Genomic DNA, 25053 nt, shown 5'->3' with positions numbered 1-25053 from the left:
CTCAAGCGCCGGGCGGCCGCTCCGCGGCCTTGGCTCGCCGTGCCGAAGGCACGCATGCGGCGTGACGGACTACCGGCGGGCCGCATTCGCGGCCCCGGCCGGCTTCGCCGGCCGCAGGTCCCTCCGTCCGGCCGTTGGTGTTACGTCACGAGGCTCCAGAACATCCGCACCACCGTCAGCCCCAGGAACACCGCGAAGCAGCGCTTCAGCAGCAGCGGCGGGATGGAATGGGCCAGGTGCACGCCCCAGGGTGCGGCGATCAGGCTCGCCGGCACGATCAGCGCGAAGCCGATCAGGTTGACGTAGCCGATGCTCAGCGGCGGCAGCATCGCATTGCCCCAGCCGCCATAGATGAAGCCGATGGTGGCGGGGATGGAGATGATGACGCCGAAGGCGCTGGCCGTCGCCACCGCGCTGCGGATCGGCGCGCCGAACATGGACAGGATCGGCACCCCCACCGTGCCGCCGCCGATGCCCATCATGGCGCTGATCCCGCCGATGAAGGTGCCGAGCGCATGGCGCCGCTTGCCCGTCGGGAAGCTCTCCCGCAATTTCCAGTCAACGCCCGTGAAGCCCATGTTCACCGCGACCAGCAGCGCGATCACGGCAAACACCGCCGTATGCGCGCCCCCCGTCACGATGATGCCGAGCAGCGTGCCGATCAGCACGCCGAACGCGATGGAGGGCACCAGCGACTTCAGCAGCGCCACATCCATCGTGCCCTTGGCGAAATGCTTGCGGGCGGATTGGATGGAGGTCGGGATGATGGTGGCCAGCGACGTCCCCACCGCCAGTTTCATCTGCACCGCCTCCGGAATGCCGAACAGCGGGAAGATGCTGAACAGCACGGGGACGATGACGATGCCGCCCCCCACGCCGAGAAGCCCCGCGAGCAGGCCGGAGAAAAGGCCGGTCGCCGCCATCGCCGCGGCCAGTCCGGCCAGCCACAGCGGATCGTACATATGTTCCAAGGAAGCCACTCTCTGATCGGATAGGGGGAAGCGCTCTTGCGCCGCGCTCGCCGCAGTGCAGCAATGGCCGTGCCATACAGCCCGCATCCCGCGGCGTCACCCCCATCGGCCCCCTCGGGGCCAGCCCAGGACCTCCCCCTTGCCGATCATTGCTGACCCCTGGTTCTGGGTGCTTGCCATTCCGGCCGTGCTGCTGACCGGCATCACCAAGGCCGGCTTCGCCTCCGGCGCGGGCAATTCCATGGTGCCGTTGATGTCGCTGGTCATTCCCGCGCCACAGGCCGCCGGGATCGCGCTGCCGCTGCTCTGCGCCATGGACATCGCCTCGCTCAAGGCCTGGTGGGGCAAGTGGTCGAAGGAACAGCTCTGGATCATCATGCCGGGCGGGTTGCTCGGCGTGCTCATCGGCGCCGCCATCTTCGGCTTCCTGCCCGATGCCGCGGTGAAGCTGATGGTGGGCGCCATCGCCCTCATCTTCCTCGCCCGCAGCCTGTGGCAGGGCCGCCCCGGCCGCGCCACGCCGCCGCCCGCCACCAGCAGCCGGCCGAAGGGCGCCTTCTGGGGCATGATGTCGGGCCTGACGAGCACCATCGCCCATGCCGGCGGCCCGCCACTCGCCGTCTATCTCTACCCGCTGAGGCTGGAACGCGCGGCGCTGGCCGCCACCACTGTCGTCTTCTTCGGCGTGGTGAACTACGTGAAGCTGGTGCCCTACTTCCTGCTCGGCCAGTTGTCCCTCACCAATGTGCTGACCAGCCTGCTGCTGCTGCCGCTCGTGCCCGTCGGAGTCCGCATGGGCATCTGGCTGCAGGGGCGGATGAGCGACAAGGTCTTCTACCGCATCGTCTATGTCATGCTCGCGGTCAGCGGCACCAAGCTGGTCTATGACGGCATGAAGGGCCTGATCTGATGTCTGTTCTCGGCGTCCTCGGCGGCATGGGCCCGCTGGCTTCCGCGCAGTTCATGCTGCGCCTCACGCTGCTGACGCCCGCGCTGCGGGACCAGGACCACATCCCGGCAATCCTGTGGTCCGACCCCCGCGTGCCGGACCGCACCGCGGCGCGCATCGCGGGGGGGGAGGATCCTCTCCCCGCCCTGATCCGCGGCATCCGCGGCCTCGAATCCGCCGGCGCCACCGCCATCGCCATCCCCTGCAACACCGCCCATGGGTGGTTCGAGGGCATGAGGGACGCCACGCCCCTGCCCATCCTCCACATCGTCGATGCGGCGGAGTCGGAACTGCTGCGGCTCGGCGTCGCGCCCGGCCCGATCGGGCTGATGGGCACCGCCGGCACCCTCGCCATGCGGCTCTACCAGGGCCGACTCGATTCCCGCGGCTGGACCTGCCTGACCCCCACGGAGGAGGAGATGGACCGCCTGGTCACCCCCGGCATCGCGCTGGTGAAGGCGAATGACGTCGCCGCCGCCTACCCCCCACTGGCGGAGGCCGCCCGCCTGCTGGTCGCGCGCGGCGCCCGCGCCGTGGTGCTGGGCTGCACGGAAATCCCGCTCGGAATCGCCGCCGGCGCCCCGCTTCCCTTCCCCGTCTGCGACACGATCGATGCCCTGGCCCGCGCCGCCATCGCCCATTGCCGGCCCGGCCAAGGCGAGGGCTGACCACCCCCCCAAGTCTTGCGACGCCGTCACTTGAACGGACGAGTGACCTCGTCGTATAAACGGCTATGCAGATGAGAATTATTCTCAACTGACTCGCAGGGCCTTCCATCCTGCCCCCCGTGCCTCACCTTACGTGCCTCACCTTACGTGCCTCACCTGACGTGCCTGATCAGACATTGACGACGGGAGCTTCCATGGGCCGCGAATTCAGTCACATCGCCCGCCGCTGCGAACGCGCCGTCGTGACCGCCTATCGGGAACTGCGCGATGGCGGAGAGGCCGACATGCAGGCCTTCACCGCCTGCACCACGCTCTACCGCATCCACCACCCCGAGGCCTCGATGCAGGAAGCCCGGCGCCTGGTCTCCGAATGGATCGACCACCACATCGTCCGCGCCGCCCAGACGCCGACCGACGGCTGCGCCTGCGACTGATAGCCTGGGGGCGCTATTCCCCCTCCAGCGTCGCCGCCACGGTCCTTTCGGCGAGTGACGCGAGGCCCGAGGCCGCCGCCCCCGCCTCCACCGGCCGCCCGTCGCGGGATGCCTGCTCCACCGCCGACAGCAGGTCCGCCAGCGGCCTGGCGCCTGCCATGCGCGCCGCCCCCTTCAGCCGATGGGCCGCCGCCGCCGCACCTTCCAGGTCGCCCGCCGCCAGCGCCGCCGCCACTGCCTCCCCGTCCCGCCTCACCCCGTCGCGGAAGGTGTTCAGCAGCCCGGCCAGGCGCGCGGGGTCGCTGCCGAACAGGCCGCGCAGCGCCTCCGGGTCGAACAGCATCGGCCCGGGCTCGGCCACCGCCGTCTCCACCCGCCCCGGCGTCTGCGGCATGAAGCGGCCCAGCACGCGGGCCAGAGCGTCCAGCGCCAGCGGCTTCGCCAGGAAGGCATCCATCCCCGCGGCGTAGCAGCGCTCATCCTCGCCGCGCATCGCATTGGCCGTCACCGCCACCAGCGCGGTGCGCGCCCCGCCAGGCGCCAGCTGTTCCTCCCGCCGGATGGCCCGCGCCAGGTCGAGCCCGTCCATCACGGGCATGTGAAGATCCACCAGCGCCACGCGGTGCCGGGCCTGGCGCCACAGCGCCAGCGCCTGGGCGCCGTCCTCCGCCATGTCGGCGATGCAGCCCAGCAACTCCAGCTGCCTTGCCAGCACTTCCCGGTTCACGGGGTGGTCATCCACCACCAGCAGCCGAGGCGCAGCTTCCCCATCCAGCGGCGGCAGGGCGGGCGCGGCCAGCACGGGCGGTGCCTCCATCGGCTCCGCCGGCAGCAGCCGCAGCGTCACGGTGAAGCGGCTGCCCCGCCCCGCCGTGCTTTCCACCGCCACATCGCCGCCCATCAGCCGCGCCAGGCGCCGCACGATGGAAAGCCCGAGTCCCGTGCCCCCGAAGCGCCGCGTCGTCGACGTGTCGGCCTGCGCGAAGGGCTGGAACAGCCGCCCGACCTGCTCCGCCGTCATGCCGACGCCGCTATCCTCCACCATCAGCGTCACGACGACGACTACACCGTCAGCTCCCCCCTTCGGCCCCACCTCGGGCCTGGCCGAGCACCGCAGCCGCACGAAGCCGACGTCGGTGAACTTGATGGCGTTGCCCACCAGGTTGAACAGGATCTGCCGCACCCGCACCGGATCGGCCGAGACCATGTCCGGCGCATGCGGCGTGACGGGGCCGAGGGGATCGGCAAAGAGCAGCAGCCCCTTCCGCTTCGCCTCCACCGTCAGCGTCTCCACCGCCCCCTCCACAAGGCCACGGAGCGAGAAGGGCAGCGCCTCCAGCTCCATCCGCCCGGCCTCGATCTTGGAGAAGTCGAGCAGGTCATCGATGATCCGCAGCAGCGACCCCGCGCTTTCCCGCATCACCGCCACGCAGCGGTTCAGCGCCGGCCCCGGCGGCGTGCGCTCCATCACCTCGATCATGCCGAGCACGCCGTTCATCGGCGTGCGGATCTCGTGGCTCATCGCGGCGAGGAAGGCGGATTTCGCCCGGTTCGCCGCCTCCGCCGCATCGCGCGCCGCGGCCAGCGCGCCTTCCTGCCGTTTGCGATCGGTGATGTCGGTGTAGGTACGGACCATGGAGCCATCCTCCATCCGCCGCGCATGAACCTCGAGCACCATGCCGTCACGGCGCGCGCGCTCGTAGCGCTTCTCCTCCATCGGTTCGTCGGCCAGCGCCCTTCGCGTCTGTTCCGCGCCTTCCGCGCTGCTGTCGTAGTCGCCACGCGCGCGCTGGAAGGCGACCATGTCGGCGAAGCGCACGCCGGGCCTGGCCAGCGCATCCGGCAGCGCCAGCAATTCCGCGGCGCGGCGGTTGAGGACGCTGACCAGCCCATCGGGGTCCACCAGCAGCAGCCCCTGGCCCATCGCCTCGATCGTCGCGGTCAGGGCGGCATAGGTGCCGCGCGCGGCATCCCGCGCCTCCGCCAGCGCCACCTCCTGCCGCTTGCGGTCCGTGATGTCGGTGAAGGTCCGCACGCTGCGGCGATCCGGCATCGTCACGGAATGCACCTCCAGCACCGACCCGTCGGGCATCAGGCGCTCGAAATGTCCCTGCTCCATGGGCCCGCCCGCCAGCACCGCCCGCGCCCGCTCCCCGGCGCCCTCGTCCCGGTCGTAATGGCCCTGGCCCAGCTGCCAGGCGGCAATATCCTCCAGAAGCGTGCCTTCCACCGCCAGCCCGGGCGGCAGGCGCAGCAGCTCGATCGCCCGGCTGTTGATGACCTGCACCCGCCGGTCCGGGGAGAACATCAGCAGCCCCTGGCTCATATGCTCGATCGTCACCGCCAGGCTGGTCTGCGCCGCGCGGGCGTGGTCGCGCGCCTCCCGCAGTTCATCCTCCCGCGCCCGCAGCCGCGTGATGTTGCGGTAGGCCGACAGCACGCTGCCATCGGCCAGGCGCTGCCGCGTGATCTCCATCCAGTACCCGGCCGGGGAGAGCCTGATGTCGGGCTCCCCCAACGCGCCCATGATGGCGGCGGCGCGCGCCTCCACCGCCGCCTCCATCGCCGCACCCTCCGCCGGCGGCGTGCCATAGTCGCCCCGCCGCAGCATGAGGCGCAGGATGTCCCGCCCCTCCGCCCCCGGCCGCGCCAGCAAGGCGGGGATGCCGTAGAAATGCGCGAGCTGCCGGTTCATCAGCCGCACGCGGAAACCAGGCGACCAGAGCACCAGCCCGTCCTGCATGCTGTCGAGGACGAGTTCATGCGTCTCCCGCGCAGCCTGCAACTCCTCCTCCCGCGCCTTCAGGATGGAGATGTCGCGATAGATCACCAGCACGCCGCCATCCGGCGTCGCGACGGAGGACGCCTCGATCCAGGCGCCATTCGAACCGCGCACCTGCACCGGCGCGCTGCCGGGGTGGCGGGCGATGGAAAGCCGCGCCTCGACCGCGGCCTCGAACCCCGCCCCGTCCGCCGGCACGGGGCCGAAATCGCCGCGGCGCAGCCGGTAGCGCATCGCCTCCACGGCCGAGGCACCGGCCCGGCCCACATCATCCGGCAGGCCGAAGAATTCCACCGCCGCGCGGTTGCCCAGCAGGAAGTTCAGGTCCCGGTCCATCAGCACGACGCCATCGGTCATGCTGTCCAGGATCAGGCGATGCATCGCCCGCGCCGCCGCCAGCTCCTCCTCCCGCTGCTTGAGCGCAGTGACGTCGCGGTACATCAGCACCGCGCCGCCGCCCTTCACGGGGATGGTCTTCACCTCCAGCCACAGCCCGCCCGGCGTGCGGCGGATGTAGGACACGCCGCCCGGCCGGTTCAGTAGTGCCGCCCGCTGCGACACGCGCGCCTCCAGCTCCGCCGCATCCCGCGGCGGCGGGCCGAACTCGCCCCGCTCATCCTGGTAGCGCATCACGTCGAGGACGTTGACGCCCTTGTAGGCCATGTGCACCGGGAACTCGCCGACGCGGATCGTCTCCCGGTTGAAGAACTGCAGCTTCATGTCGGCGTCCCACATGACGACGCCGTCGGTCATGTGGTCGAACACCGTCTCCAGCGTCGTCCGCGCGGCGGAAAGCGCTTCCTCCTGCCGCTTGAGGTCGGTGATGTCGGCCGCCGTCAGCACCAGGCCGCGCGACATGGCGCGCAGATGCACCTGGAACCAGGCGCCGCCGGCCGTGCGCCACAGCGTGACGCGCTCGCCCTCTCCCGCCGCGGGCAGCCAGCTCTCCGGGTCCTCGGGCCGCGCCAGGCCGGGATTGGCCGCCGCCCCCGCTTGCCCGATCGCCGCCAGCAGGTCGCGCAGCGTGGCGCCCGGCGCGGGCGGCGTGCCATCCGGCGGCAGCAGCCGCGCGAAATCCGGATTGCAGGAGACCATCCGCCCATCCGCCGCGAACAGGGCGAAGGGACCGGCGAGGTGCGCCAGCGCTTCCGCCTGCAGGCTGGCGACCTCGTCCGGCGGCAATGCGCCGGCGGGCCGGTCGTTATCGGGCATGGCCCCACTATGCCTCATTGGCACCGCTTCTTGTGTTTCGCGCCGTGCAACGGTTTGTTTCACCTGTTTCGCCAGCCCGCCCGCCCGAGTCGACCCGGCGCCGGCCTCCGGCGAGACCCAAGGCGGGCGAGACCCAAGGCGGGCGAAAGAAAGCAGTGACGGGAGAGCGTGGCATGGCCGGAGGCACGACCAACCTGCTGGTGGTGGAGGATGACCCGTTCCAGCGGGAGACCGTCTGCGCCTACCTCTCCAACCAGGGTTTCGCGGTGGAGGGCGTGGCCGATGGCCCCGCCTTCCGTGCCGCCATCGCCGCCGCCATGCCCGACGCCGTGCTGCTGGATGTGGGCCTGCCCGGTGGCGAGGACGGCTTCGCCCTTGCCCGCTGGATGCGCGCGCTGTCGCCAGGCATCGGCATCATCATGCTGACCGCGGCGGGGGACCTGGTGGACCGCGTGGTGGGCCTGGAATCCGGCGCCGACGACTACATCACCAAGCCCTTCGAGCCCCGCGAATTGCTGGCCCGCATCCGCGCCGTGATGCGCCGCGCCCATGCGGAGGCCGCGGCCGCCCCCCAGAAGCCGGAAAACCTGGCCCCCGGCCGCATCCGCATGGGCGGCGCCGTGCTCGACCTCAAGCGCGGTCTGCTGCTGACCGCCGATGGGCGTGAGGACACCCTGACGGAGGGCGAGTTCACACTCCTGAAGCTGTTCGTGGACAACCCGAACCGCGCGCTGCACCGCGACTGGCTGCTGGAACGCACCAGCGGGGATGAGGAGCCCGAGGCCTTCGACCGCGCCATCGACCTCCGCATCATGCGCCTGCGCCGCAAGGTCGAACGCAACCCGGCCCGCCCTATGGCCATCCGCACCGTCCGCGGCGTCGGCTACCTGTTCGACCCTGAGGCCGGGTGAGGCACGGGCGGTAGCCACCGCCCCGTAGCCACCGGCGCCCCCCGGTGCTTCAACGCGCTTCCATGCGCGCCTCCTTCTCCGCCCAGGCCCTGTTCGCCGGGCTCCTCGCCGCCTTCGTGGGCTTCGCCTCCTCCTTCGCCGTGGTGCTGCAGGGGCTGACGGCGGTCGGCGCCAGCCCGGCGCAGGCGGCATCGGGCCTCACCGCGCTCGCCATCGCCATGGGGCTCTGCGGCGTGGTGCTGAGCCTCTGGCGCCGCCTGCCCATCACCGTCGCCTGGTCCACACCGGGGGCGGCGCTGCTGGCGGGATCGGCGGTGCCGGATGGCGGGTTCCCGGCCGCCGTCGGCGCCTTCATCGTGGCGGCGCTGCTGGTGCTGGTGGCGGGGCTGTGGAAGCCACTCGGCCGCGCCGTGGCGCGCATCCCGGCGCCCATCGCCAATGCCATGCTGGCGGGCGTGCTGTTCGGCCTGTGCCTGGCGCCGGTGCGCGCGGTGCAGGACGTGCCGGCGCTCGCCTTGCCCGTGGTGCTGACCTGGCTGCTGGTCGGCCGCCTGAACCGCTTGCTTGCCGTGCCGGCCGCCGTGCTGGTCACGGCCGGGCTGCTGTGGTGGCAGGCGCCGGATCTGGGCGCGGTCTCCCTCGCCCCCGTCGCCGTCTTCGTCATGCCCGTCTTCGACGCCACCGCGATGATGGGCCTCGCCTTGCCGCTCTTCCTGGTGGCGATGGCGTCGCAGAACATCCCCGGCATGGCGGTGCTGAACGTGAACGGCTACCGGCCGGACCCCGGCCCGCTCTTCACCGCGACGGGGCTGTTCAGCCTGGCGGCCGCGCCGCTCGGCGGGCATGGGGTGAACCTGGCCGCCATCACCGCGGCGCTCTGCGCGGGAGACACCGCGCATCCCGACCGGCGCCGCCGCTGGTGGGCCGCCGTGGTGGCGGGGCTCGGCTACTGCGCCTTCGGCATCGTCTCCGCCGCCGCCGCCGCCTTCATCGCCGCCGCGCCGCCGATCCTGATCCAGGCCGTCGCCGGCCTCGCGCTGCTGGGCAGTTTCGGCGCCGCCATCGTCGCGGGGCTGTCGGAGCCGGCGGACCGGGAGGCCGCGGTCGTGACTTTCCTCGTCACCGCCTCCGGCCTCACGATCTTCGGCATCGGCGGCGCCTTCTGGGGACTGGTCGCCGGTGGTGCCGTGATGGCGCTGGCGCGCTGGAAGCGTTAGCGCGCTGCCAGCCTGCGGTGCGCCACCAGATGCGCGACCGCCGTCAGCACCAGGGTGGACGCCATCAGCACGAAGGCGATGGCGCCGCCGAAGGGCCAGTTGTTCTGTTCGATGAACTGCCCATAGACCAGCGGCCCCATCATCTGGAATCGCGGCCCGCCGATCAGCACCGGCGTCGCATAGGCGTTCATGCCGAGGATGAAGGTCAGCACGCCGCCGGCCAGCACGCCCGGCATCGCGAGCGGCAGCAGCACGCGCCAGAACATCCGCCCGGGCGGCGCGCCGAGGTTGAAGGCCGCCTCCTCCACCGATCGGTCGATGCCCTCGATCACGCTCTGCAGGCTCAGCACCATGAAGGGCAGGTTCACCGCTGTGATGCCGATGATGACGGCGGGCTCGGTGTACATGATGTCGATCGGGCCGCTGGTGATGCCAAGGCCCATGAGCGACGCATTCACCACGCCCTTGGACCCGAAGGCCACCATCCACCCCGCCGCCCGCACGGCATTGCCGACGAAGAGCGGCAGCACGACGGCGATCAGCAGCAGGTTCTTGTACCGGCTCTGCGTCCGCGCCAGCACATAGGCCAGCGGAAATCCCAGCACGAGGCAGATCAGCATCACCACGAAGGCGATGCGCACCGTCCGCCACAGGATGTTGAGGTAGTAGGCGTCGGTGAAGAAGCGCACGTAATTGTCGATGGTCAGCGCATCGACCATGAACTGCCCCGGCACGAAGGCATTCAGGCTGTAGCGGAACAGCAGGCCGAGCGGCACCAGCAGCGCCACCACCACAAACAGGGTGGCCGGCGCGATCAGCCCCGCCGCATCCCACTGGATGCGGCGGGTATCGGACGTGGTGGCGCTCAAGCCTTGAACACCCGGTCCCACCAATCCTTCATCGCGTTGTTCTCGCGCGCCAGATAGGCGTAGTCGAGGTCCACAAGCCGCGCGCGCTCCGCTTCCGTGAAGCCGATGCGCGCCGCCAGGTCCGGCGCCACCGCGGCGTTCGTCACCGTGGGATTGAAGCCCATGTCGACCGCGAAGGCTTCCTGCGCGGACTTCTCCAGCATCGCATCCATGTAGGCGTAGGCACCCGCCTTGTTCGGCGCGTTCTTCGCGATGGAGAAGCCGGAGACATACATCGGCACGCCCTCGATCGGGGCCACGGTCTGCACGGGGATGCCGGCATTCTGCCACTGCACGCCGCGCGCCTTCCACATCATGCCGAGTGCGATCTCCTCCGACTGCATCGCCGCCGCGAAGGCTTCATTGGTCGGGTACAGGCGCGCGCCCGCGCGCTTCGCCGCCAGCAGCAATGCCTTGCCCGGCTCGATGTTGCCGACCGTGCCGCCCGCCGCCAGCGCCGCCGCGATCATCACGAACTGGTACTGGATATCGATGAAGCCGATCTTGTTGCCGTGGCGCGGATCGATGGCTTCGCGGAAGCCCGTCGGCGCGCTCACCAGCTTCGGGTTGTACAGCACGACCTTGCCCGAATAGATGTGGCCGACGCCGAACTTGTAGCGCATGGCCGGGATGATGGTGGCGGCGTTGCGCAGGCGGGAATAGTCGATCTCCTCCGCGACGCCGGCATCGCCCATCTCATGCATGTTGGCGGCCGAGAAACCCTGGATGTCCACGGTGCCGCGCGGCAGACGGCGTTCCGCCACCATCTTGGCGCGCCGCGGCGCATCGGACGCCTGGTCCTGCACCACGTCCCAGCCCTGCGGCTTGAGGATCGGCTCCTCGATGTTCTTGGTCAGCAGCCGCGCATAGTCGCCACCCCAGGTGCCGACCACCACGCGCCCGCGCGCCTGCGCGTTGGCGCCGCCCGCGCCGAAGGCGGGCATCGCCGCCGCGCCGAATCCCATCAGCGCCTGGCGCCGCGTCACCGAAAACATGCTCATCCTTGCCTCTCCTTGTTGCGTCTCACGGGTCTTCATGCCGCATCGGGAAACACCATGCCGGCCGAACGGGGCCAGCCGATAGTCACACTCTCACCCATCGCCGGCGGCCTGGTGCCGGCGCGGTTCGGCACATGCACCACCAGCTTCTCGCCGGCCGCGATGCGCAGATGCAATTCGATCAGCGGGCCGAGGTAGGAGACGAACTCCACCATCCCCGCCAGCCGGTTCTCCTCGTCGTCAGGGGGCGCCACATGCACCGCCTCCGGCCGGATCGCCAGCACCGCGGGGCCGGCCGCCAGGGCATCCGGCACGGCGATGCCGATGCCGCCCGCCGTCACGAAGCGCCCCCGCTCCGCCACCCGGCCCGCCAGGAAGGTGCTGCGCCCCACGAAGCCCGCGACGAAACGGTCCGCCGGCCGCTCATACAGATCCTGCTGGCTGCCCACCTGCCGGATCTCGCCCTCCGCCATCACCACCAGGCGGTCGGCGACGGTCAGCGCTTCCTCCTGGTCATGCGTCACCATGATCGTGGTCAGGCCAAGCTGCCGCTGCAACTGGCGGATTTCCACCCGCACCTCCTCCCGCAGCTTGGCGTCGAGGTTCGACAGCGGCTCATCCAGCAGCAGCACGTCGGGATGGATCGCAAGCGCGCGTGCCAGCGCGGCGCGCTGCTGCTGCCCGCCCGACATCTGCCGCGGCAGCCGCCCCGCATAGGGCTCCATCCGCACCATGCGCAGCGCCTCCATCGCGCGCGCCTCGCGCTCCGGCTTCGGCACCTTCCGCATCTCCAGCCCGAAGGCCACGTTCTCCGCCACCGTCATTTGCGGGAACAGCGCGTAGTTCTGGAACACCATGCCGGTGTTGCGCAGCCAGGGCGGACTGCCCGTGATGTCCCGCCCGCCGAGGCGAACGCTCCCGGCACTCGGCTCCACGAACCCCGCCACCATCCGCAGCGTCGTCGTCTTGCCGCAGCCCGAGGGCCCCAGCAGCACGAGGAACTCCCCATCCGCGACATCCAGCGTCACGTCCCGCACCGTCGTCGCCGCGCCGTAGCGCTTCGTCAGCCCCGCGATCTCAAGCCTGGCCATCGCGCTACACCACCTGGGAGAGTTTGACGAAGCGGTCCGTCACCAGCATCGCGACGCCGATGACGAGGATCTGCACCAGCGACACCGCCGCCACCACGGGATCGATCTTCCAGGCGAGGTACTGGAGGATCGCGATCGGCAGCGTCGTCTGCCCCGGCGCCACCAGGAACATCGAAGCTTCCAGATTGCCGAAGGAGGTGACGAAGCCGAACAGCGCGCCCGCCACCACGCCCGGCCGGATCGCCGGCAGGGTCACGCGGCGGAAGGCGACCCAGGGCGTGGCGCCGAGGCTCAGCGCCGCTTCCCCGATGGACGGGTTCAGGGTGGACAGGCTCGCCGTCACCAGCCGTACCGCCCAGGGGATGACGATCAGCGCATGGGCCGCGACCAGCCCGGCCTTCGATCCCAGCAGCGGCCATTCGGTGGCGATCTCCACCTCCATCTCGCCGACATAGAAGGCGGCGCCCAGCACGACGCCCGGCACCACCAGCGGCAGCATCAGCAGCGTGTTCAGCACGGGCTTCAAGGGCAGCCCGCTGCGCACCAAGGCGAGGCTCGCCGGCACCGCCAGCGACAGGCCGATCAAGGTCGCCATCACGCTGACCTGGAAGCTGACGATGAAGCCGCTGGCGAAGGCGCGGTTGTCCGGGATGGCCGCGAACCAGCGCAGCGTGTAGCCCGTGGGCGGGAAGGACGGGATTTCCTGCCGGAAGAAGGCCAGCCACGCCACCAGCAGAAGCGGCGTGACGATGATCGCCAGCGCGAAGCCGGCGCTGCCGCGCAGCGCCAGGCGCCGCAAGCCACGCGATCCCATCAGCCGCCCCCCGCCTGGCGTCGAGCCCTGTCCCGCACCAGGCGCTTGCGCGGTGCCTCCGCATGGACGAAGGCCGGCAGGATCGGCGGCGGCAGCGGCGCCGCGGCGCCCGCATCCTGCCCCAGCCAGCCCCGCAACTGCCGCTTCCACCAGGCCAGCATGGCGGCGTAGTAGGCGGGATCGTTGCGCAGCACGTTCTGCGCGATCATACCCCGGATCAGGCACATGGTCGCGTTCAGCGACACCTGCGCTTCCTCCTGCGGGATGCCCGCCACGGCGGAGAGCCGGGTCCAGGACGCATCCAGCGCCGCGTGGAATTCCCGCACCACCGGCAGCAGCCTCTCCCGGAAGGGCGCGTTGTGGCGGGCCTCCGGCAGGAATTCCATGGTCACCTGAAACAGCCCGCTCGCCATCATGTCCCAGAGGTAATCCACCAGCGCCTCGATCGGCATGGTCGGCGCGGGATAGGCATCGCACAGCTTGCGCAAGCCCCCCGTCGCCTGGTCCAGAAGCCAGGCGATGGAATCGACCAGCAGGTCCTCCCGGCTCGCGAAATGGTAGGTCAGCGCCCCGCGGGAGACGCCGGCGCGGCGCGCGATGTCGGGCGTGGTCAGCCTGGTCAGCCCCTGGTCCCGCAGCGCCTCCACCGTCGCGCGCAGCAGTCGCGCCCGGGTTTCCTCCCGGCGCTCCTCCTGGGTTCGGCGGCGCGGCGCATCGATCATCCCGCGATTGAGACAGCCGAAAAACAAACACGCAAGTCTGTTCTTACCCGAAACCGCGCCCCGGGCGCACGGGCTGCCTCTGGCCGAGGCAGCCCTGCCACGACGCTAACCCCGCGCCACCGCCTCCGCGATCGCCTTGCCCACATCCACCGTGCCGGCCTGGCCGCCCATGTCACGCGTGCGCGGCCCGCCCTCGCCCAGCAGGCGCTCGATCGTCTGCACGATGCAATCCGCCGCCGCCTTCTCACCCAGATGCTCCAGCATCATGGCGCCCGACCAGATCTGCCCGATCGGGTTGGCGATCCACTTGCCCGCGATGTCGGGCGCGCTGCCATGCACCGGCTCGAACATGCTCGGCGCCGTCTTCTCGGGGTTGATGTTGGCGGATGCCGCGATGCCGATGGAACCCGCAACCGCCGGGCCGAGGTCGCTCAGGATGTCGCCGAACAGGTTCGATCCCACCACCACGTCGAACCAGTCGGGGTGCTGCACGAAATGCGCGCAGAGGATGTCGATGTGGTATTCGTTCGTGCTCACCTCTGGATAGTTCTTCGCCATGGCCGCGAAGCGTTCGTCCCAATAGGGCATGGTGAAGGTGATGCCGTTGGACTTGGTGGCGCTCGTCACCTTCCGGCGCTTGCGCGTCATCGCCAGATCGAAGGCGTATTTCATGATCCGGTCGCAGCCGATCCGCGTCATGATGGATTGCTGCGAGACGAATTCGCGGTCCGTCCCCGGGAACATCCGCCCGCCGACGCTGCTGTACTCGCCCTCCGTGTTCTCCCGCACCACGTAGAAGTCGATATCCTCCGGCCCGCGCCCCGCCAGCGGGCTCTTCGACCCCGGCAGCAGCTTGCAGGGCCGCAGATTCACATACTGGTCGAAGCCGCGGCGGATCGGGATCAGCAGGCCCCAGAGCGAGACATGGTCCGGCACCCCCGGCCAGCCGACGGCGCCCAGGAAGACGCTGTCGCTGTCGCGCAGCTGGTCCAGCCCGTCATCGGGCATCATCTTGCCGGTGGCGGCATAGGTCTCGCAGGACCATTCATAGTGCTTCAGCTCCAGCTCGAAGCCGAAGCGCCGGGCGGCCGCGTCCAGCACGCGCAGCCCCTCGGGCGTCGTCTCCTTGCCGATGCCGTCGCCGGGAATGACGGCGATGCGGTGCTTTCTCGTGGTGCTCATGGCGCGATGCTCCGGTCAGGCGCCGGACCCTGCCGGCCCCCACCCGCTTCGGCAAGATGGGGGAGTCGAAAACCGCGTCAGGCGAAGACCACGTCGAAGGCCGGATCGAAGGTGCCCACCATGTGGAAGGTGTCGGACCCCGTCGCCCCCTGCACCTGCCAGATGGTGCCGGAGACCAGGAACACCGTCGCCCCCGCGCCATAGCCCTCGAACCGGACCAGGTCGCCGGAATCCCCGCCGTTGCCGACGAAATCCATGATCCGGTCGCTTTGCGCGTCGCCCCGCCGCAGCAGGAAGACATCGTCGCCGACGCCGCCGAACAGCCGGTCCAGGCCGCCCCCGCCATCCAGCGTATCCGCGCCCGCCCCGCCGGTCAGCGTATTCTGCCCCGCATTGCCAGCGAGGAGGTTGTTCAACTCGTTCCCGGTGCCGTTGATGGCGGCGGTGCCGGTCAGGCGCAACGCCTCGAACCCCGTGCCGAGCGTCCAGGTGACGGCGGCCTCCACCGTATCCGACCCGCTGGCATCCGCCAGCCGGTCTCCCGCGTCATCGACGCGGAACAGGTCATGGCCCGCCCCGCCCGAGAGGCTGTCCGCCCCCGCGCCGCCATCCAGCGTGTCGTTGCCGCCCGCGCCGGACAGGGTCTGCGAACCCGCCGCGCCCAGCATCGCGTTCGCGGCTTCGTTCCCCACCCCCGTGGTGCCCGGCGCCATCAGCTGCAGCGATTCCTGCCAGGCCGCCATCGTCCAGTCGACGGCAACGCGGACCGTGTCGCGCCCGCCCGTATCCAGCAGGACATCGCCGGCGCCATCGACAATGAACAGGTCATCGCCGAGGCCGCCGGACAGCGTATCGGCGCCACCCCGGCCATCCAGCGTATCGGCCAGATCGCCGCCCGACAGGTCGTCATCCCCCGCGCCGCCGGTCAGGGCGAAGCGTTCGATGCCGCTGAAATCCGCGAAATAGGCCCCGGTGCCCAGCACCCCGTCGCCATCCCCGAAGGCCCAGAGGAACACCGCGTCATCCTGCCCCGACCAATCCGCCACCAGCATGTCCACCCCCGTCCCGCCATCGACGACGTGGCTGCCAAGGCCGATGACCAGCACATCATCCCCCGCGCCGCCCTGGAGCAGCGCCTCCGTCCCCGTGGCCGCCACCAGCGTATCGGCGCCGGCGCCGCCATCCAGCGCGCCGCTGCTGCCCGCGCCATCCAGCACCAGCAGGTCCGCGCCACCCTCGCCGCGCAGCAGCGCATCCACGGCCACCAGCCCCTCCGACGCGGCCAGCAGGACGTCGTTGCCATCGCCGCCCGACAATTCATCATCGGCGCCGGACACGCCCCGCAGCGTATCCGCCCCCGCGCCGCCCCGCAGCAGATCCGCGCCCTGGCTGCCCGTCAGGTCGAAGCGTTCGAAGCCCGTGAAGCGGATGGTGACGGGGTCGCCCACCGCGGTGTCGTCCAGCAGCAGGGTGATGCTGCCCCCCGCCCCCGCATCGGGCGTCACGGTGATGGCGGCGATCGCCTCCCCGGGCAGCAGCCGCAGCACGTCCGCGCCATCCCCGCCATCCGCCAGGCCGCGCTGCGTGGCCAGGCCGAAGGCGGCGAAGGCGCCCTGCCAGCCCAGCACCACCAGATCGTCGCCCTCCCCCCCCAGCAGCCGGTCCATGGGCGCGCCGCGCAGCGTATCGGCCCCGGCGCCGCCTTCCAGCGTGTCGGGCTCCGTCTCCGGCCCCACTTCCGTGAGGCGCCCCGCCACCAGCAGGTCATCCCCCGCCCCGCCCAGCAGCCGGTCCATGCCGGTGCCGCCCACCAGCGTATCGGCGCCGGAGCCCCCATTCAGCAGGTCCGCGCCGCCATTGCCATCCAGCCGGTCATTCCCCGCGGCGCCCAGCAGCGTGTCCCGCCCGCCGCCGCCCTCATCCAGCGCATCGCCGAGGTCGCCGACCAGCGTATCCGCGCCCGCGCCGCCATCCAGCCGGTCGGCGCCCAGCATCCCCGTCAGGCTGTCATTCCCGGCCCCGCCCAGCAGCCAATCATCGAAGCCGATGGTGGCGGCCGTCGCCTGCGCATCGCCCAGCAGCGTGTCCGCGCCATCCCCGCCATCCAGCGTATCGCCCTGGGTGCCGCCCTGCAGGCGATCGTCGCCGGCCTCCCCCAGCAGGCGATTGTTGGCGCCCAGCGCCTGGATGGTGTCGTTGCCCTCTCCGCCGAAGGCGATGTCGGTGTCGCTCTCCCCGGCCTCGCCCAGTTCCAGCCGGTCATGCCCCGCGCCCCCGCGCAGCGTGTCGGCCCCCATGCCGCCCAGCAGCGTGTCGTTGCCGCCGCCGCCATCCAGGCTGTCGGCCCCCGCCTGGCCGGAGAGACTGTCCGCCCCCTCCCCCCCGCCCAGGCTGTCGGACCAGGGCGAGCCCGGGGAGGTTTCGTCCCCCGCCCCGCCCACGAACAGCACCGGCAGGCCGGGGCGCGTGATGTTGAAGGTATAGGCCCCCGTCGATGTCCCGGCCGGCGCGCGCAGGCCGAAGACCCAATTGCCCGTCACGGTCACGGTGAACTGCAGGAAGGGGTCGGCCAGGCTGGCGGAACCGGAATCCACCACCGTCGCATCCGCCACCGTCGCCACCAGCGTGCCGTTCGGGTTGAAGACGGTCATCGTCAGGTCGAGCGGCGCCGCCACCCCATCCACATCGAGGATCACGACATCCCCGGCCGAGAGATAGACGGCGTAGTAGTCCTGGTCCGTGGTGGTGCCGATGCCGGCCTGGATCGTCGCCGTCATCAGCGCGGGATGCAGGCTGCCGGCGCCATCCGCGGCGCGGGCGGTGAAGGCGGCGGCCGCGATGGCCTGCGCCCCGGCAACCCCCGCCGAACCGGTCAGCCCGCTCTCGATTTCCGCGATGATCGCCATGCGCCGCCCCTTCTGGCCGTCGAATCGGTGGCCGGAACGGTCGCATCACGAACCGCACCCGGCATAGCCGAGGCTTCACGGAACGTTACGATTGCGCGCCAGGAACCCCCGAACACGGTCGTTCTGCGGGACGGATGGTTAAGATTCGCCTAAGGTCGTTAACGCGCCTTCAACGCCCGACCCGGCCAGCGCAGCCGCGCCACCCAGGGCAGCACCGCCGCCACGAGGCCCAGCACGAGGGTCAATTGCGCCGGCCGCAGCCCGGCCCCAGGGTCGAGATTGGCCGCCAGGATGCGCGCCGCCGGCAGGTTGCTGGACGCCGCATACCAGGCGAATTCCACCCCCGCCGCGCCCGCCGCCGCCAGCACCGCGAGCCCCGCAAGCGCCAGGGGCGAGGCCCGCCACCGCCCCGGCAGCGCCCGCCAGGCCATCAGGAACAGGAACACCCCCGCCATCAGCACAGCGCCATCGGCGCGCGACTTCGCCTGCAGGAACTGGTGGAAGATGCCGAGCGCGGCCAGTGCATAGACCGCGCGATGCAGCGCCTTCCAGCGCCGGCCGAGCCTCGACTGCCACCCATCGGTGGAGGTCACGCCCAGCACCACCAGCCCCAGCAGCACCAGGAAGCCGAGCGTGAGGTAGAAGCGCAGCAGGATCTCGCTGGCGACCTCCGCCAGATCCCAGGCCATGTGCCCGGCATACATCACGAGGTGAAGGACGGCGTAGCCCAGCGCCACCAGCCCCAGCATCCGCCGGAAGGTCAGCGCCTTGGGCATGTCCGCGATGAAGCGCAGCGGCGTGATCGCCAGGCTGATCAGCAGGAAGCGGATCGCCCAGATGCCCGATTCCTTCGCCGCCGCCTTCCACGGCTCCGCCCCCAGCCAGCCATCCGCCAGCATCCCCAGCAGCACCAGGCCCGGCGCGATGGCGGAGACCAGCACCAGCATCCGCGTCCAGGAGAATCGCCCCGCACGGGTCAGCCAGGGCCAGGCGATGGCGGGACGCGGGGCGGGCATGGTGGTGGTGCTCATCCCCGGCGCTTCGCGACGAACACGGCCGGGGTTACGCGGCAGGGCTTCACCCATCCGTCAGCAGCCCCCTGGCGCGGATCGCGGCCACGATGCGCGCGACCTCATCCCGGGGTTCCCGGGCGAAGGCGGTCGGCGCATCGGCGATCGGGCGTGCCTGCCCGGCGGCATAGAGGCTGTCATGCAGGGCCCTGTGGCGCGGCCCCTCATCCCCGAGCGGCGCGATGAACAACGGCGCCGGGGTCACCAGTGCCTCCGACAACATGGAGACGCTGTCGCCCGACACCACCATCACATCCGCCCAGGCCATGAACCCCAGCAACGGATTTTCGTCAGTACTCCCCCAGGCGTGAAGCCGGTGGGGGATGGGCTTGAGGCTTTCCGCCAGCGCCTGCGTGGCCGCCGGCCCCGTTCGCCGGCTGGCCGTCGCCATCACGCTGCCGGCGAAGCCCGCGACCTGCCGGCCGAGCGCCGCGGCGATGCCGAGATCAAGCCCCTCCCCGCGCACCGGGCCGCCCAGCAGCAGGGCCACGCGCGGCGATGGCAGGTCAGCGAGGCCGGCGAAATGCTCCCGCGCCGCCGCGAGGCGCCCGGGCGAGATGCGATGCGCCGCGCCCAGGATCTCCAGCCGGTTCGGCGCTGGCGGCGCGCGGTCATGCGCGCCCACCACCTGCAGGTCGAAGCCACCGCTGCCCGGCGCCCGCATGCAATGCACGGTCTTCGCGCCCCGCCGGCCGAGCCACAGCGCCACCGGCGCGGATCGCCGCCCGGCGGAGACCACCAGCCGGGGCCAGGGCGGACGGAACGCGGCGCGGCTGGCGGCGGACAGCCCCATCAGCGTCGGCCACCCCAGCGGCAGCCGCGCCAGCGCGCCCCATTCCAGCGCCACCATGCGGAAGGGCAGGCCGAGGCGTTCCGCGATGCCGATCGCCTGCGCCGCCGTCCCCGCCCGCGGGTCCGCCAGCACCCAGACGGGTTCCGCGCCCCCGATCATGGACGCGCCCCGCGCACAAGGTTACGAACAGGCTTCACACCGCCCGCCCGACACCCGAGGATTTCGTCACGATGGCCATCCCCCACGCCTCCGACTGGGACCGCGACGCCGCGCTGACCACCGCGCGCATCCTGCTGGAAATCAAGGCGGTGAACTTCCGGCCGGAGGAGGCCTACACCTTCACCAGCGGCTGGAAGAGCCCCGTCTACATCGATTGCCGCAAGATCATCTCCTTCCCCCGCGCCCGCAACCGCATCTGCGACCTGGCGGTGGAGAAGATCGGCCGGCACATCGGCTACGAGACCATCGAATCGGTGGTGGGCGGAGAGACCGCCGGCATCCCCTTCGGCGCCTGGATCGCCGACCGCATGATGGCGCCCATGGCCTATGTGCGTAAGAAGCCCAAGGGCTTCGGCCGCAACGCCCAGATCGAGGGCGAGGTCCCCGTCGGCCAGAAGACGCTCCTGGTGGAGGACCTCACCACCGACGGCGCCAGCAAGATCAAGTTCGCCCAGGCGCTGCGCGACGCCGGCGCGATCTGCGACCACACCTTCGTCGTCTTCTACTACGGCGTCTTCCCCGGCAGCTTCGAGAAGATGAAGGAGATGGGGCTGAACCTGCATCACCTCTGCACCTGGTGGGATGTGCTGGAAGTGTGCCGCGAACGCCCCTATTTCAGCGAAGCCGCGCTGAAGGAAGTGCGCAAGTTCCTGGAAGACCCGGTGGGCTGGTCCAAGGCCCATGGCGGCATCGGCAGCCTGGCGGAAGCCAAGCCGAAGGAGTGAGGCTTCACCGACGGAGGAGGGGTCGATGACCTTCGTGAACCTGGAACTGCCCGATGCGGTCGCCAATGCGCTGCGCCGCATGGCGGCCGAACAGGACACAACGATCGAAGCCATCGCCACCGCCGTCATCCAGGAAGCTGTCGGCGACGATCCAGCCCTCCGTGCCCTGGCAGAGGCCGGCGAAGCGGAAATCGCCGCCGGCCTGGGCGTGCCGCATGAAGAAGTCATGGCGGGGCTGCTAGGCTGGGCCGCCGATCTCCGCGCACGCAACCCGTCTCGGTGAGGCTGGTCTGGGCCCCCACGGCCATTCGCCATCTGCGCGAGGCCGGGGACTTCATCGCCCAGGACAACCCGGATGCCGCCGATGCGCTGATCGCCCGCATCGCGGAGGCGGCTGATACGCTGGCCCTCTTCCCCACCTCCGGCCGCGCCGCAGCGGATGGCAGGCGGATCATTTCCGTCCCGCGCACGCCCTTCCGCCTGGTCTACCGGCTTGAGGCCGACATCATCCTGATCCTCGCCGTCTGGCATGGAGCCCGCGAATGGCCCTTCGACCCGCGCTGACCCTCCTCGCCGCGCTGGCTGCGACGCCGCTGGCGGCCCAGCCAACCTTGGCCCAACCCGCGCGCGACAGCCTGACCATCGGCATCACGCAATACCCCGCCACCTTCCACCCCAACATCGAAGCCATGGCGGCCAAGTCCTACATCGGCGGCTTCACCCGCCGCCCCCTCACCGCCCGCGACGCCGACTGGGCGCTCACCTGCCTCGGCTGCGAAACCGTGCCTACACTCGAAAACGGCCTCGCCATCCGCGAACAGACCCCCGATGGCCGCCCCGGCATCCGCGTCACCTGGCGGCTGCGGGAGGGCTGGCGCTGGGCCGATGGCCAGCCCGTCACGGCTGAGGACCTTCTTTTCGCCTGGCAGGCCGGCCGCGATTTCTCCACGGGCTTCGGCGGCGCTGAATTCTACCGCCAGGCCTATGAGGCCATCGTCACCGACCCGCGCAGCATCACGCTCCGCTTCGACCGCGTGACCTTCGACTTCGCCAGCGCCGGCGATTTCGTGCCCCTCCCCGCCCATCTCGAACGCGCCATCTGGCAGGCCGACCCCCGCGCCTACCGCACCCGCACGCTGTATGAGACGCAGACGACCAACCCCGGCCTCTGGAACGGCCCCTACCGCGTCTCCGCCGTCACCCCCGGCAGCGGCGTGACGCTGGAGCGCAACCCGCACTGGGCCGGCCAGGCCCCCGCCTTCCGCCGCATCGCCATCCGCACGGTGGAGAACACCGCGGCGCTGGAAGCCCAGCTCCTCGCCGGCCAGATCGACATGGTGGCGGGCGAACTCGGCCTGCCGCTGGACCAGGTCTCCGCGCTCGAACGCCGCGCACCCAACCGTTTCCGCTACGCCTACAAGCCAGGCCTGATCTACGAACATCTCGACCTGCTGCTGGACCTGCCCCAGCTCTCCGACGTCCGCACCCGCCAGGCCCTCATCATGGCGACCGACCGCGCGCAGATCGTCGCCCGCCTGTTCGAGGGTCGCCAGCCCGTGGCCCACACCACGGTCAATCCGCTCGACGGCATGCATGACGACAACGTCCGGCAATGGCCCTTCGACCTCGCCCGCGCCCGCGCTTTGCTGGACGAGGCCGGCTGGCGCGTCCCACCCCCCCCCGGCGACGGCATCCGCCGCAACGCCGCCGGCGAACGCCTGGCCTTCGACCTGATGACCACCGCCGGCAACCGGTCCCGCGAACAGGTCCAGCAGGTATTGCAGGGCATGTGGCGCCAGGCCGGCATCGAAGCCCGCATCCGCAACGAGCCCCCCCGAATCTTCTTCGGCGAAACCCTGCCCCGCCGCCGCTATGGCGGTGCCGCCCTCTTCGCCTGGATCAGCAGCCCCGAGAACGTCCCCCGCACCACCCTCCACTCGGAAGAAATCCCCACCGCGGAGCGCAACTGGTCCGGCCAGAACATGACGGGCTTCCGCAATGCCGAGATGGACGCCCTGCTGGAGGCCATCCCGGTGGAACTCGACCGCGAACGCCGCCGCGTGCTCTGGCATCGCCTCCAGGCCATCTATGCCGAACAGCTTCCGGCCATCCCCCTCTGGTTCCGCAGCGACGCCCATGTCTGGCCGCTGTGGCTGGATGGCGTGCGGCCGACGGGCCACCTGAACGCCTCCTCGAACTGGGTCGAGGAATGGCGGGTCCGGTGACCCGCCTCCTCGCCTCCCGCCTCGCCCAGGTCGCGATCACGCTGGCGATCCTCTCCTTCGCCATGTTCCTGCTGATCGGCCTGATGCCGGGCGACCCGATCGACCTCGCCATCGCCGGCGACCCGCGGCTGACGGCGGAGGATGCCGCGCGGCTGCGCGCCCTGCATGGCCTCGATCAGCCTCTGCTCGCCCGCTACCTGGCCTGGGCCTCCGCGCTGCTGCGGGGCGAGTTCGGCTTCTCGCGCCTGTTTGCCCAGCCTGTCGCCGCCATCATCGGCCCGGCGCTGCTCTCCACCCTCGCGCTGCTCGGCGCCGCGCTGCTGGTCTCGGCCGCCATCGGGCTCGCGCTCGGCATGATCGCGGCCGCCAGGCCCCGCGCCGCCCCCTTCGTCGATGCCATCGCCATCCTGGGGCAATCGGCGCCGACCTTCTGGCTCGGCATCCTGCTGATCATCCTCTTCGCCGTCACGCTGGGCTGGCTGCCCGCCGGCGGCACCAGCGACCAGGGCGGGCTGGATGCGTGGCGGTTCCTGCCGCTGCCCGTGGCCACGCTCGCTATCGCCAACCTCGCCGCCTATGCGCGCCACAGCGCCGCCGCGCTGACGCAGACGCTGCGCGAACCCTGGATCACCGCCGCCCGCGCCCGCGGCAATGGGGAGGCACGCCTGCTGCTCCGCCACGCCTTCCCCAACGCCGCCGTCCCCATCCTCCAGGTCGCGGCACTCGATGCCGGGGCGCTGGTCGGCGGCGCGCTGATCACGGAAACCCTCTTCGCCCGCCCCGGCATGGGCAAGCTGATCTACGACGCGGTGATGGGCAACGACACCAACCTGGCCCTCATCGCCCTGCTGCTGGTGGCCCTCGTTACCATGCTCGCGACCCTCGCCGCCGATCTCGCGCAACGCGCCCTCGACCCGCGGCTGCGCGACGCATGAGGCTCCGCCTCGGCCTGTTCCTGATCGGCATGCTGGCGCTCGGCGCCCTGGCCGCGCCGCTCGTGCAGGCTTGGCTCAGCGTCGATCCCTTCGCGCCCGATCTCTTCAACCGCCTCGGCCCGCCGAGCGCCACGAACCCGCTCGGCACCGATGATCTCGGCCGCGACCTGCTGCTGCGCCTGCTGCATGGCGCGCGCGTGTCCCTCGCCGTCGGCCTCGCCACCGCCATCACCGCGACGCTGATCGGCACCGCCATCGGGCTGCTCGCGGCCTGGCGGGGCGGGGTGCTGGATGCGGTGCTGATGCGGCTCGCCGATGGGCTGCTGGCGCTGCCCGCCCTGCCCGTCCTCGTCGTGCTCGCTGCCGTGGATACGGGGAAGATCGGCCTGCCGAGGGGCGAGGCCGCCTCTGACATCCTCCGCATCGTCATCATCCTCAGCCTCTTCGGCTGGGTCGGCGTCGCCCGCCTGGCGCGCGCCGCGGCGCTGTCGATCCTCGCGCGCGACTACGTCCGCGCCGCACGGGCGCTGGGCGCTTCGGAGGCGCGGATCCTGTTGCGCCACGTCGCGCCCAACATCGCGGGCCCCGTCGCCGTCGCCACCGCGCTGTCCGTCGCCGGCGCCATCCTGGCGGAGAGCACGCTGAGCTTCCTCGGCCTCGGCATCGCGCCGCCGGCCGCCAGCTGGGGCAACATGCTGGCCAATGCGCAGGACCTCGTCTTCAGCGCGCCCAGCGCCGCCCTCTGGCCCGGCCTGGCGATCCTGCTGGCGGTGGCCGGCTGCACGCTGGTGGCGGATGGGCTGCGGCGGGAAGCGCGCGGCCGCTAATCCCGCAGGCTGTCCGGCACCCGCCCGCCATTCTCCGCCAGCTTCTGCATCACGGCGCGGTGCAGCCACATGTTCATTGCCGCGCTGCCGTCCAGCGCGCCGCCATAGCCCAGTTCCTGCGCCAACTCCTTCCGCGCGCCGAGGCTGCTGTCGATGTCCAGCAGCTTCATCAAATCCACGATGGAGCTGCGCCAGTTCAGCTTCTGCCCGGCCTGCGCTTCCATCCCCGCCAGCACCGCCTCCACGTCAACGGGGGAAGCTGCGGAGGAAGCCCCGGCGGATGGCGTGGCACCGGGCATGGCGGAGGCCGGGGCCGCGCCACGCGCCTCGTGCGCCGGCTCCGCCGCCTGGCTGCTGGATGAAGTCGCGCCCCCCGGGGCGCCGGCCATCCCGCCATCGGCCGGCTGGGCCTGGGCACCACTGCCGCCAAGGGTGCTGCCGCGGAAGATGCGGGACACGATGCTGCCGAAAATGCTCATGGCCGAAGGCCTCGC

Annotated in this window: 23 protein-coding genes; 11 read left to right on the top strand and 12 right to left on the bottom strand. The window is 71.1% G+C overall.

The window, feature by feature from the left end; all coding sequences use genetic code 11:
* Window positions 1–140: 140 nt before the first annotated feature.
* The gene (locus tag ACTIE5_RS08350; protein ID WP_439549234.1) at window positions 141–962 is read right to left on the bottom strand and encodes a sulfite exporter TauE/SafE family protein; all 822 of its coding nucleotides are present in this window, start codon (window positions 960–962) and stop codon (window positions 141–143) included.
* Window positions 963–1110: 148 nt separating this feature from the next.
* Here ACTIE5_RS08350 and ACTIE5_RS08345 point away from each other — a divergent pair, with 148 nt between their 5' ends.
* The 3 genes from ACTIE5_RS08345 to ACTIE5_RS08335 all read left to right on the top strand — a co-directional run bounded on the left by ACTIE5_RS08345 (window position 1111) and on the right by ACTIE5_RS08335 (window position 3022).
* Window positions 1111–1881, top strand: a complete 771-nt coding sequence (locus tag ACTIE5_RS08345; RefSeq protein ID WP_439549233.1) for a sulfite exporter TauE/SafE family protein — start codon at window positions 1111–1113, stop codon at window positions 1879–1881.
* Complete coding sequence (locus ACTIE5_RS08340; RefSeq protein ID WP_439549232.1) at window positions 1881–2588, top strand: aspartate/glutamate racemase family protein; 708 nt, start codon at window positions 1881–1883, stop codon at window positions 2586–2588. Before ACTIE5_RS08345 ends, ACTIE5_RS08340 begins: the two co-directional genes overlap by 1 nt.
* 194 nt (window positions 2589–2782) lie before the next feature.
* Entirely contained in the window at window positions 2783–3022 is a 240-nt protein-coding gene (locus ACTIE5_RS08335; RefSeq protein WP_092958356.1) for a hypothetical protein, read from the top strand.
* Between the two features lie 13 nt (window positions 3023–3035).
* On the opposite strand, the gene ACTIE5_RS08330 is transcribed toward ACTIE5_RS08335, so the two are convergent.
* Window positions 3036–7016 (bottom strand): PAS-domain containing protein, encoded by a 3981-nt coding sequence (locus tag ACTIE5_RS08330; protein ID WP_439549231.1) that lies wholly within the window; start codon window positions 7014–7016, stop codon window positions 3036–3038.
* Window positions 7017–7189: 173 nt separating this feature from the next.
* Between ACTIE5_RS08330 and ACTIE5_RS08325 the strand changes: the two genes are divergently transcribed.
* Both ACTIE5_RS08325 and ACTIE5_RS08320 read left to right on the top strand, forming a co-directional pair.
* Window positions 7190–7927, top strand: a complete 738-nt coding sequence (locus ACTIE5_RS08325; protein WP_439549230.1) for a response regulator — start codon at window positions 7190–7192, stop codon at window positions 7925–7927.
* Between the two features lie 62 nt (window positions 7928–7989).
* A complete protein-coding gene (locus ACTIE5_RS08320; protein ID WP_439549229.1) occupies window positions 7990–9144 on the top strand; it encodes a benzoate/H(+) symporter BenE family transporter in 1155 nt (384 codons plus the stop codon).
* On the opposite strand, the gene ACTIE5_RS08315 is transcribed toward ACTIE5_RS08320, so the two are convergent.
* The 9 genes from ACTIE5_RS08315 to ACTIE5_RS08275 form a co-directional block, all read right to left on the bottom strand.
* A complete protein-coding gene (locus tag ACTIE5_RS08315) occupies window positions 9141–10013 on the bottom strand; it encodes an ABC transporter permease (protein WP_439549228.1) in 873 nt (290 codons plus the stop codon). The two genes, ACTIE5_RS08320 and ACTIE5_RS08315, sit on opposite strands and share 4 nt — an antisense overlap.
* Window positions 10010–11053: an extracellular solute-binding protein gene (locus ACTIE5_RS08310; protein ID WP_439549227.1), complete on the bottom strand. Its 1044-nt coding sequence runs from the start codon at window positions 11051–11053 to the stop codon at window positions 10010–10012. Before ACTIE5_RS08310 ends, ACTIE5_RS08315 begins: the two co-directional genes overlap by 4 nt.
* Window positions 11054–11085: 32 nt before the next feature.
* Entirely contained in the window at window positions 11086–12141 is a 1056-nt protein-coding gene (locus ACTIE5_RS08305; RefSeq protein WP_439549226.1) for an ABC transporter ATP-binding protein, read from the bottom strand.
* A gap of 4 nt (window positions 12142–12145) precedes the next feature.
* Window positions 12146–12955, bottom strand: coding sequence for an ABC transporter permease (locus ACTIE5_RS08300; protein WP_439549225.1), 810 nt, complete (start codon window positions 12953–12955; stop codon window positions 12146–12148).
* Window positions 12955–13677 (bottom strand): TetR/AcrR family transcriptional regulator, encoded by a 723-nt coding sequence (locus ACTIE5_RS08295; RefSeq protein WP_439549224.1) that lies wholly within the window; start codon window positions 13675–13677, stop codon window positions 12955–12957. The genes ACTIE5_RS08300 and ACTIE5_RS08295 overlap by 1 nt, the downstream gene beginning before the upstream one ends.
* A 105-nt stretch (window positions 13678–13782) precedes the next feature.
* Window positions 13783–14859: a tartrate dehydrogenase gene (locus ACTIE5_RS08290; protein WP_439549223.1), complete on the bottom strand. Its 1077-nt coding sequence runs from the start codon at window positions 14857–14859 to the stop codon at window positions 13783–13785.
* 77 nt (window positions 14860–14936) lie between these two features.
* Complete coding sequence (locus ACTIE5_RS08285) at window positions 14937–17765, bottom strand: pre-peptidase C-terminal domain-containing protein (protein ID WP_439549222.1); 2829 nt, start codon at window positions 17763–17765, stop codon at window positions 14937–14939.
* A 158-nt stretch (window positions 17766–17923) separates the two neighbouring features.
* Window positions 17924–18796 carry a sulfite oxidase heme-binding subunit YedZ gene (locus tag ACTIE5_RS08280; RefSeq protein WP_439549221.1) on the bottom strand — a complete coding sequence of 291 codons (873 nt, stop codon included), beginning with the start codon at window positions 18794–18796 and terminating at the stop codon, window positions 17924–17926.
* 46 nt (window positions 18797–18842) lie between these two features.
* Entirely contained in the window at window positions 18843–19787 is a 945-nt protein-coding gene (locus ACTIE5_RS08275) for a mitochondrial fission ELM1 family protein (protein WP_439549220.1), read from the bottom strand.
* 71 nt (window positions 19788–19858) lie between these two features.
* On the opposite strand from ACTIE5_RS08275, the gene ACTIE5_RS08270 reads away from it, so the two are divergent.
* The 6 genes from ACTIE5_RS08270 to ACTIE5_RS08245 are packed head-to-tail and all read left to right on the top strand — an operon-like array spanning window position 19859 to window position 24559.
* Complete coding sequence (locus tag ACTIE5_RS08270; protein ID WP_439549219.1) at window positions 19859–20572, top strand: orotate phosphoribosyltransferase; 714 nt, start codon at window positions 19859–19861, stop codon at window positions 20570–20572.
* Window positions 20573–20597: 25 nt separating this feature from the next.
* On the top strand, window positions 20598–20855 hold the full coding sequence (locus ACTIE5_RS08265) for a hypothetical protein (RefSeq protein WP_439549218.1): 258 nt from the start codon (window positions 20598–20600) through the stop codon (window positions 20853–20855).
* Window positions 20852–21136, top strand: coding sequence for a type II toxin-antitoxin system RelE/ParE family toxin (locus tag ACTIE5_RS08260; protein ID WP_439549217.1), 285 nt, complete (start codon window positions 20852–20854; stop codon window positions 21134–21136). Before ACTIE5_RS08265 ends, ACTIE5_RS08260 begins: the two co-directional genes overlap by 4 nt.
* Window positions 21115–22797 carry a peptide ABC transporter substrate-binding protein gene (locus ACTIE5_RS08255; RefSeq protein WP_439549216.1) on the top strand — a complete coding sequence of 561 codons (1683 nt, stop codon included), beginning with the start codon at window positions 21115–21117 and terminating at the stop codon, window positions 22795–22797. The genes ACTIE5_RS08260 and ACTIE5_RS08255 overlap by 22 nt, the downstream gene beginning before the upstream one ends.
* A complete protein-coding gene (locus tag ACTIE5_RS08250) occupies window positions 22794–23732 on the top strand; it encodes an ABC transporter permease (protein ID WP_439549215.1) in 939 nt (312 codons plus the stop codon). The genes ACTIE5_RS08255 and ACTIE5_RS08250 overlap by 4 nt, the downstream gene beginning before the upstream one ends.
* A complete protein-coding gene (locus ACTIE5_RS08245; RefSeq protein WP_439549214.1) occupies window positions 23729–24559 on the top strand; it encodes an ABC transporter permease in 831 nt (276 codons plus the stop codon). Before ACTIE5_RS08250 ends, ACTIE5_RS08245 begins: the two co-directional genes overlap by 4 nt.
* On the opposite strand, the gene ACTIE5_RS08240 is transcribed toward ACTIE5_RS08245, so the two are convergent.
* Window positions 24556–25038, bottom strand: a complete 483-nt coding sequence (locus ACTIE5_RS08240) for a DUF3597 domain-containing protein (RefSeq protein WP_439549213.1) — start codon at window positions 25036–25038, stop codon at window positions 24556–24558. The genes ACTIE5_RS08245 and ACTIE5_RS08240 overlap by 4 nt on opposite strands.
* Window positions 25039–25053: the final 15 nt, after the last annotated feature.

Origin of the sequence: Falsiroseomonas sp. (assembly GCF_051859025.1) — a bacterium.
GTDB lineage: Bacteria > Pseudomonadota > Alphaproteobacteria > Acetobacterales > Acetobacteraceae > Falsiroseomonas.
The sequence above is the reverse complement of the archived record's forward strand: the minus strand, read 5'-3'. Positions and strand labels throughout refer to the sequence as shown.

Bases quoted from the DNA above. Each gene is read 5' to 3' on its own strand.
- ACTIE5_RS08290 (WP_439549223.1), bottom strand. From the start codon at position 14,859: ATGAGCACCACGAGAAAGCACCGCATCGCCGTCATTCCCGGCGACGGC.
- ACTIE5_RS08310 (WP_439549227.1), bottom strand. From the start codon at position 11,053: ATGAGCATGTTTTCGGTGACGCGGCGCCAGGCGCTGATGGGATTCGGC.
- ACTIE5_RS08255 (WP_439549216.1), top strand. From the start codon at position 21,115: ATGGCCCTTCGACCCGCGCTGACCCTCCTCGCCGCGCTGGCTGCGACG.
- ACTIE5_RS08305 (WP_439549226.1), bottom strand. From the start codon at position 12,141: ATGGCCAGGCTTGAGATCGCGGGGCTGACGAAGCGCTACGGCGCGGCG.
- ACTIE5_RS08275 (WP_439549220.1), bottom strand. From the start codon at position 19,787: ATGATCGGGGGCGCGGAACCCGTCTGGGTGCTGGCGGACCCGCGGGCG.
- ACTIE5_RS08245 (WP_439549214.1), top strand. From the start codon at position 23,729: ATGAGGCTCCGCCTCGGCCTGTTCCTGATCGGCATGCTGGCGCTCGGC.
- ACTIE5_RS08340 (WP_439549232.1), top strand. From the start codon at position 1,881: ATGTCTGTTCTCGGCGTCCTCGGCGGCATGGGCCCGCTGGCTTCCGCG.
- ACTIE5_RS08320 (WP_439549229.1), top strand. From the start codon at position 7,990: ATGCGCGCCTCCTTCTCCGCCCAGGCCCTGTTCGCCGGGCTCCTCGCC.
- ACTIE5_RS08295 (WP_439549224.1), bottom strand. From the start codon at position 13,677: ATGATCGATGCGCCGCGCCGCCGAACCCAGGAGGAGCGCCGGGAGGAA.
- ACTIE5_RS08350 (WP_439549234.1), bottom strand. From the start codon at position 962: ATGTACGATCCGCTGTGGCTGGCCGGACTGGCCGCGGCGATGGCGGCG.
- ACTIE5_RS08285 (WP_439549222.1), bottom strand. From the start codon at position 17,765: ATGGCGATCATCGCGGAAATCGAGAGCGGGCTGACCGGTTCGGCGGGG.
- ACTIE5_RS08335 (WP_092958356.1), top strand. From the start codon at position 2,783: ATGGGCCGCGAATTCAGTCACATCGCCCGCCGCTGCGAACGCGCCGTC.
- ACTIE5_RS08325 (WP_439549230.1), top strand. From the start codon at position 7,190: ATGGCCGGAGGCACGACCAACCTGCTGGTGGTGGAGGATGACCCGTTC.
- ACTIE5_RS08265 (WP_439549218.1), top strand. From the start codon at position 20,598: ATGACCTTCGTGAACCTGGAACTGCCCGATGCGGTCGCCAATGCGCTG.
- ACTIE5_RS08240 (WP_439549213.1), bottom strand. From the start codon at position 25,038: ATGAGCATTTTCGGCAGCATCGTGTCCCGCATCTTCCGCGGCAGCACC.
- ACTIE5_RS08270 (WP_439549219.1), top strand. From the start codon at position 19,859: ATGGCCATCCCCCACGCCTCCGACTGGGACCGCGACGCCGCGCTGACC.
- ACTIE5_RS08330 (WP_439549231.1), bottom strand. From the start codon at position 7,016: ATGCCCGATAACGACCGGCCCGCCGGCGCATTGCCGCCGGACGAGGTC.
- ACTIE5_RS08280 (WP_439549221.1), bottom strand. From the start codon at position 18,796: ATGAGCACCACCACCATGCCCGCCCCGCGTCCCGCCATCGCCTGGCCC.
- ACTIE5_RS08300 (WP_439549225.1), bottom strand. From the start codon at position 12,955: ATGGGATCGCGTGGCTTGCGGCGCCTGGCGCTGCGCGGCAGCGCCGGC.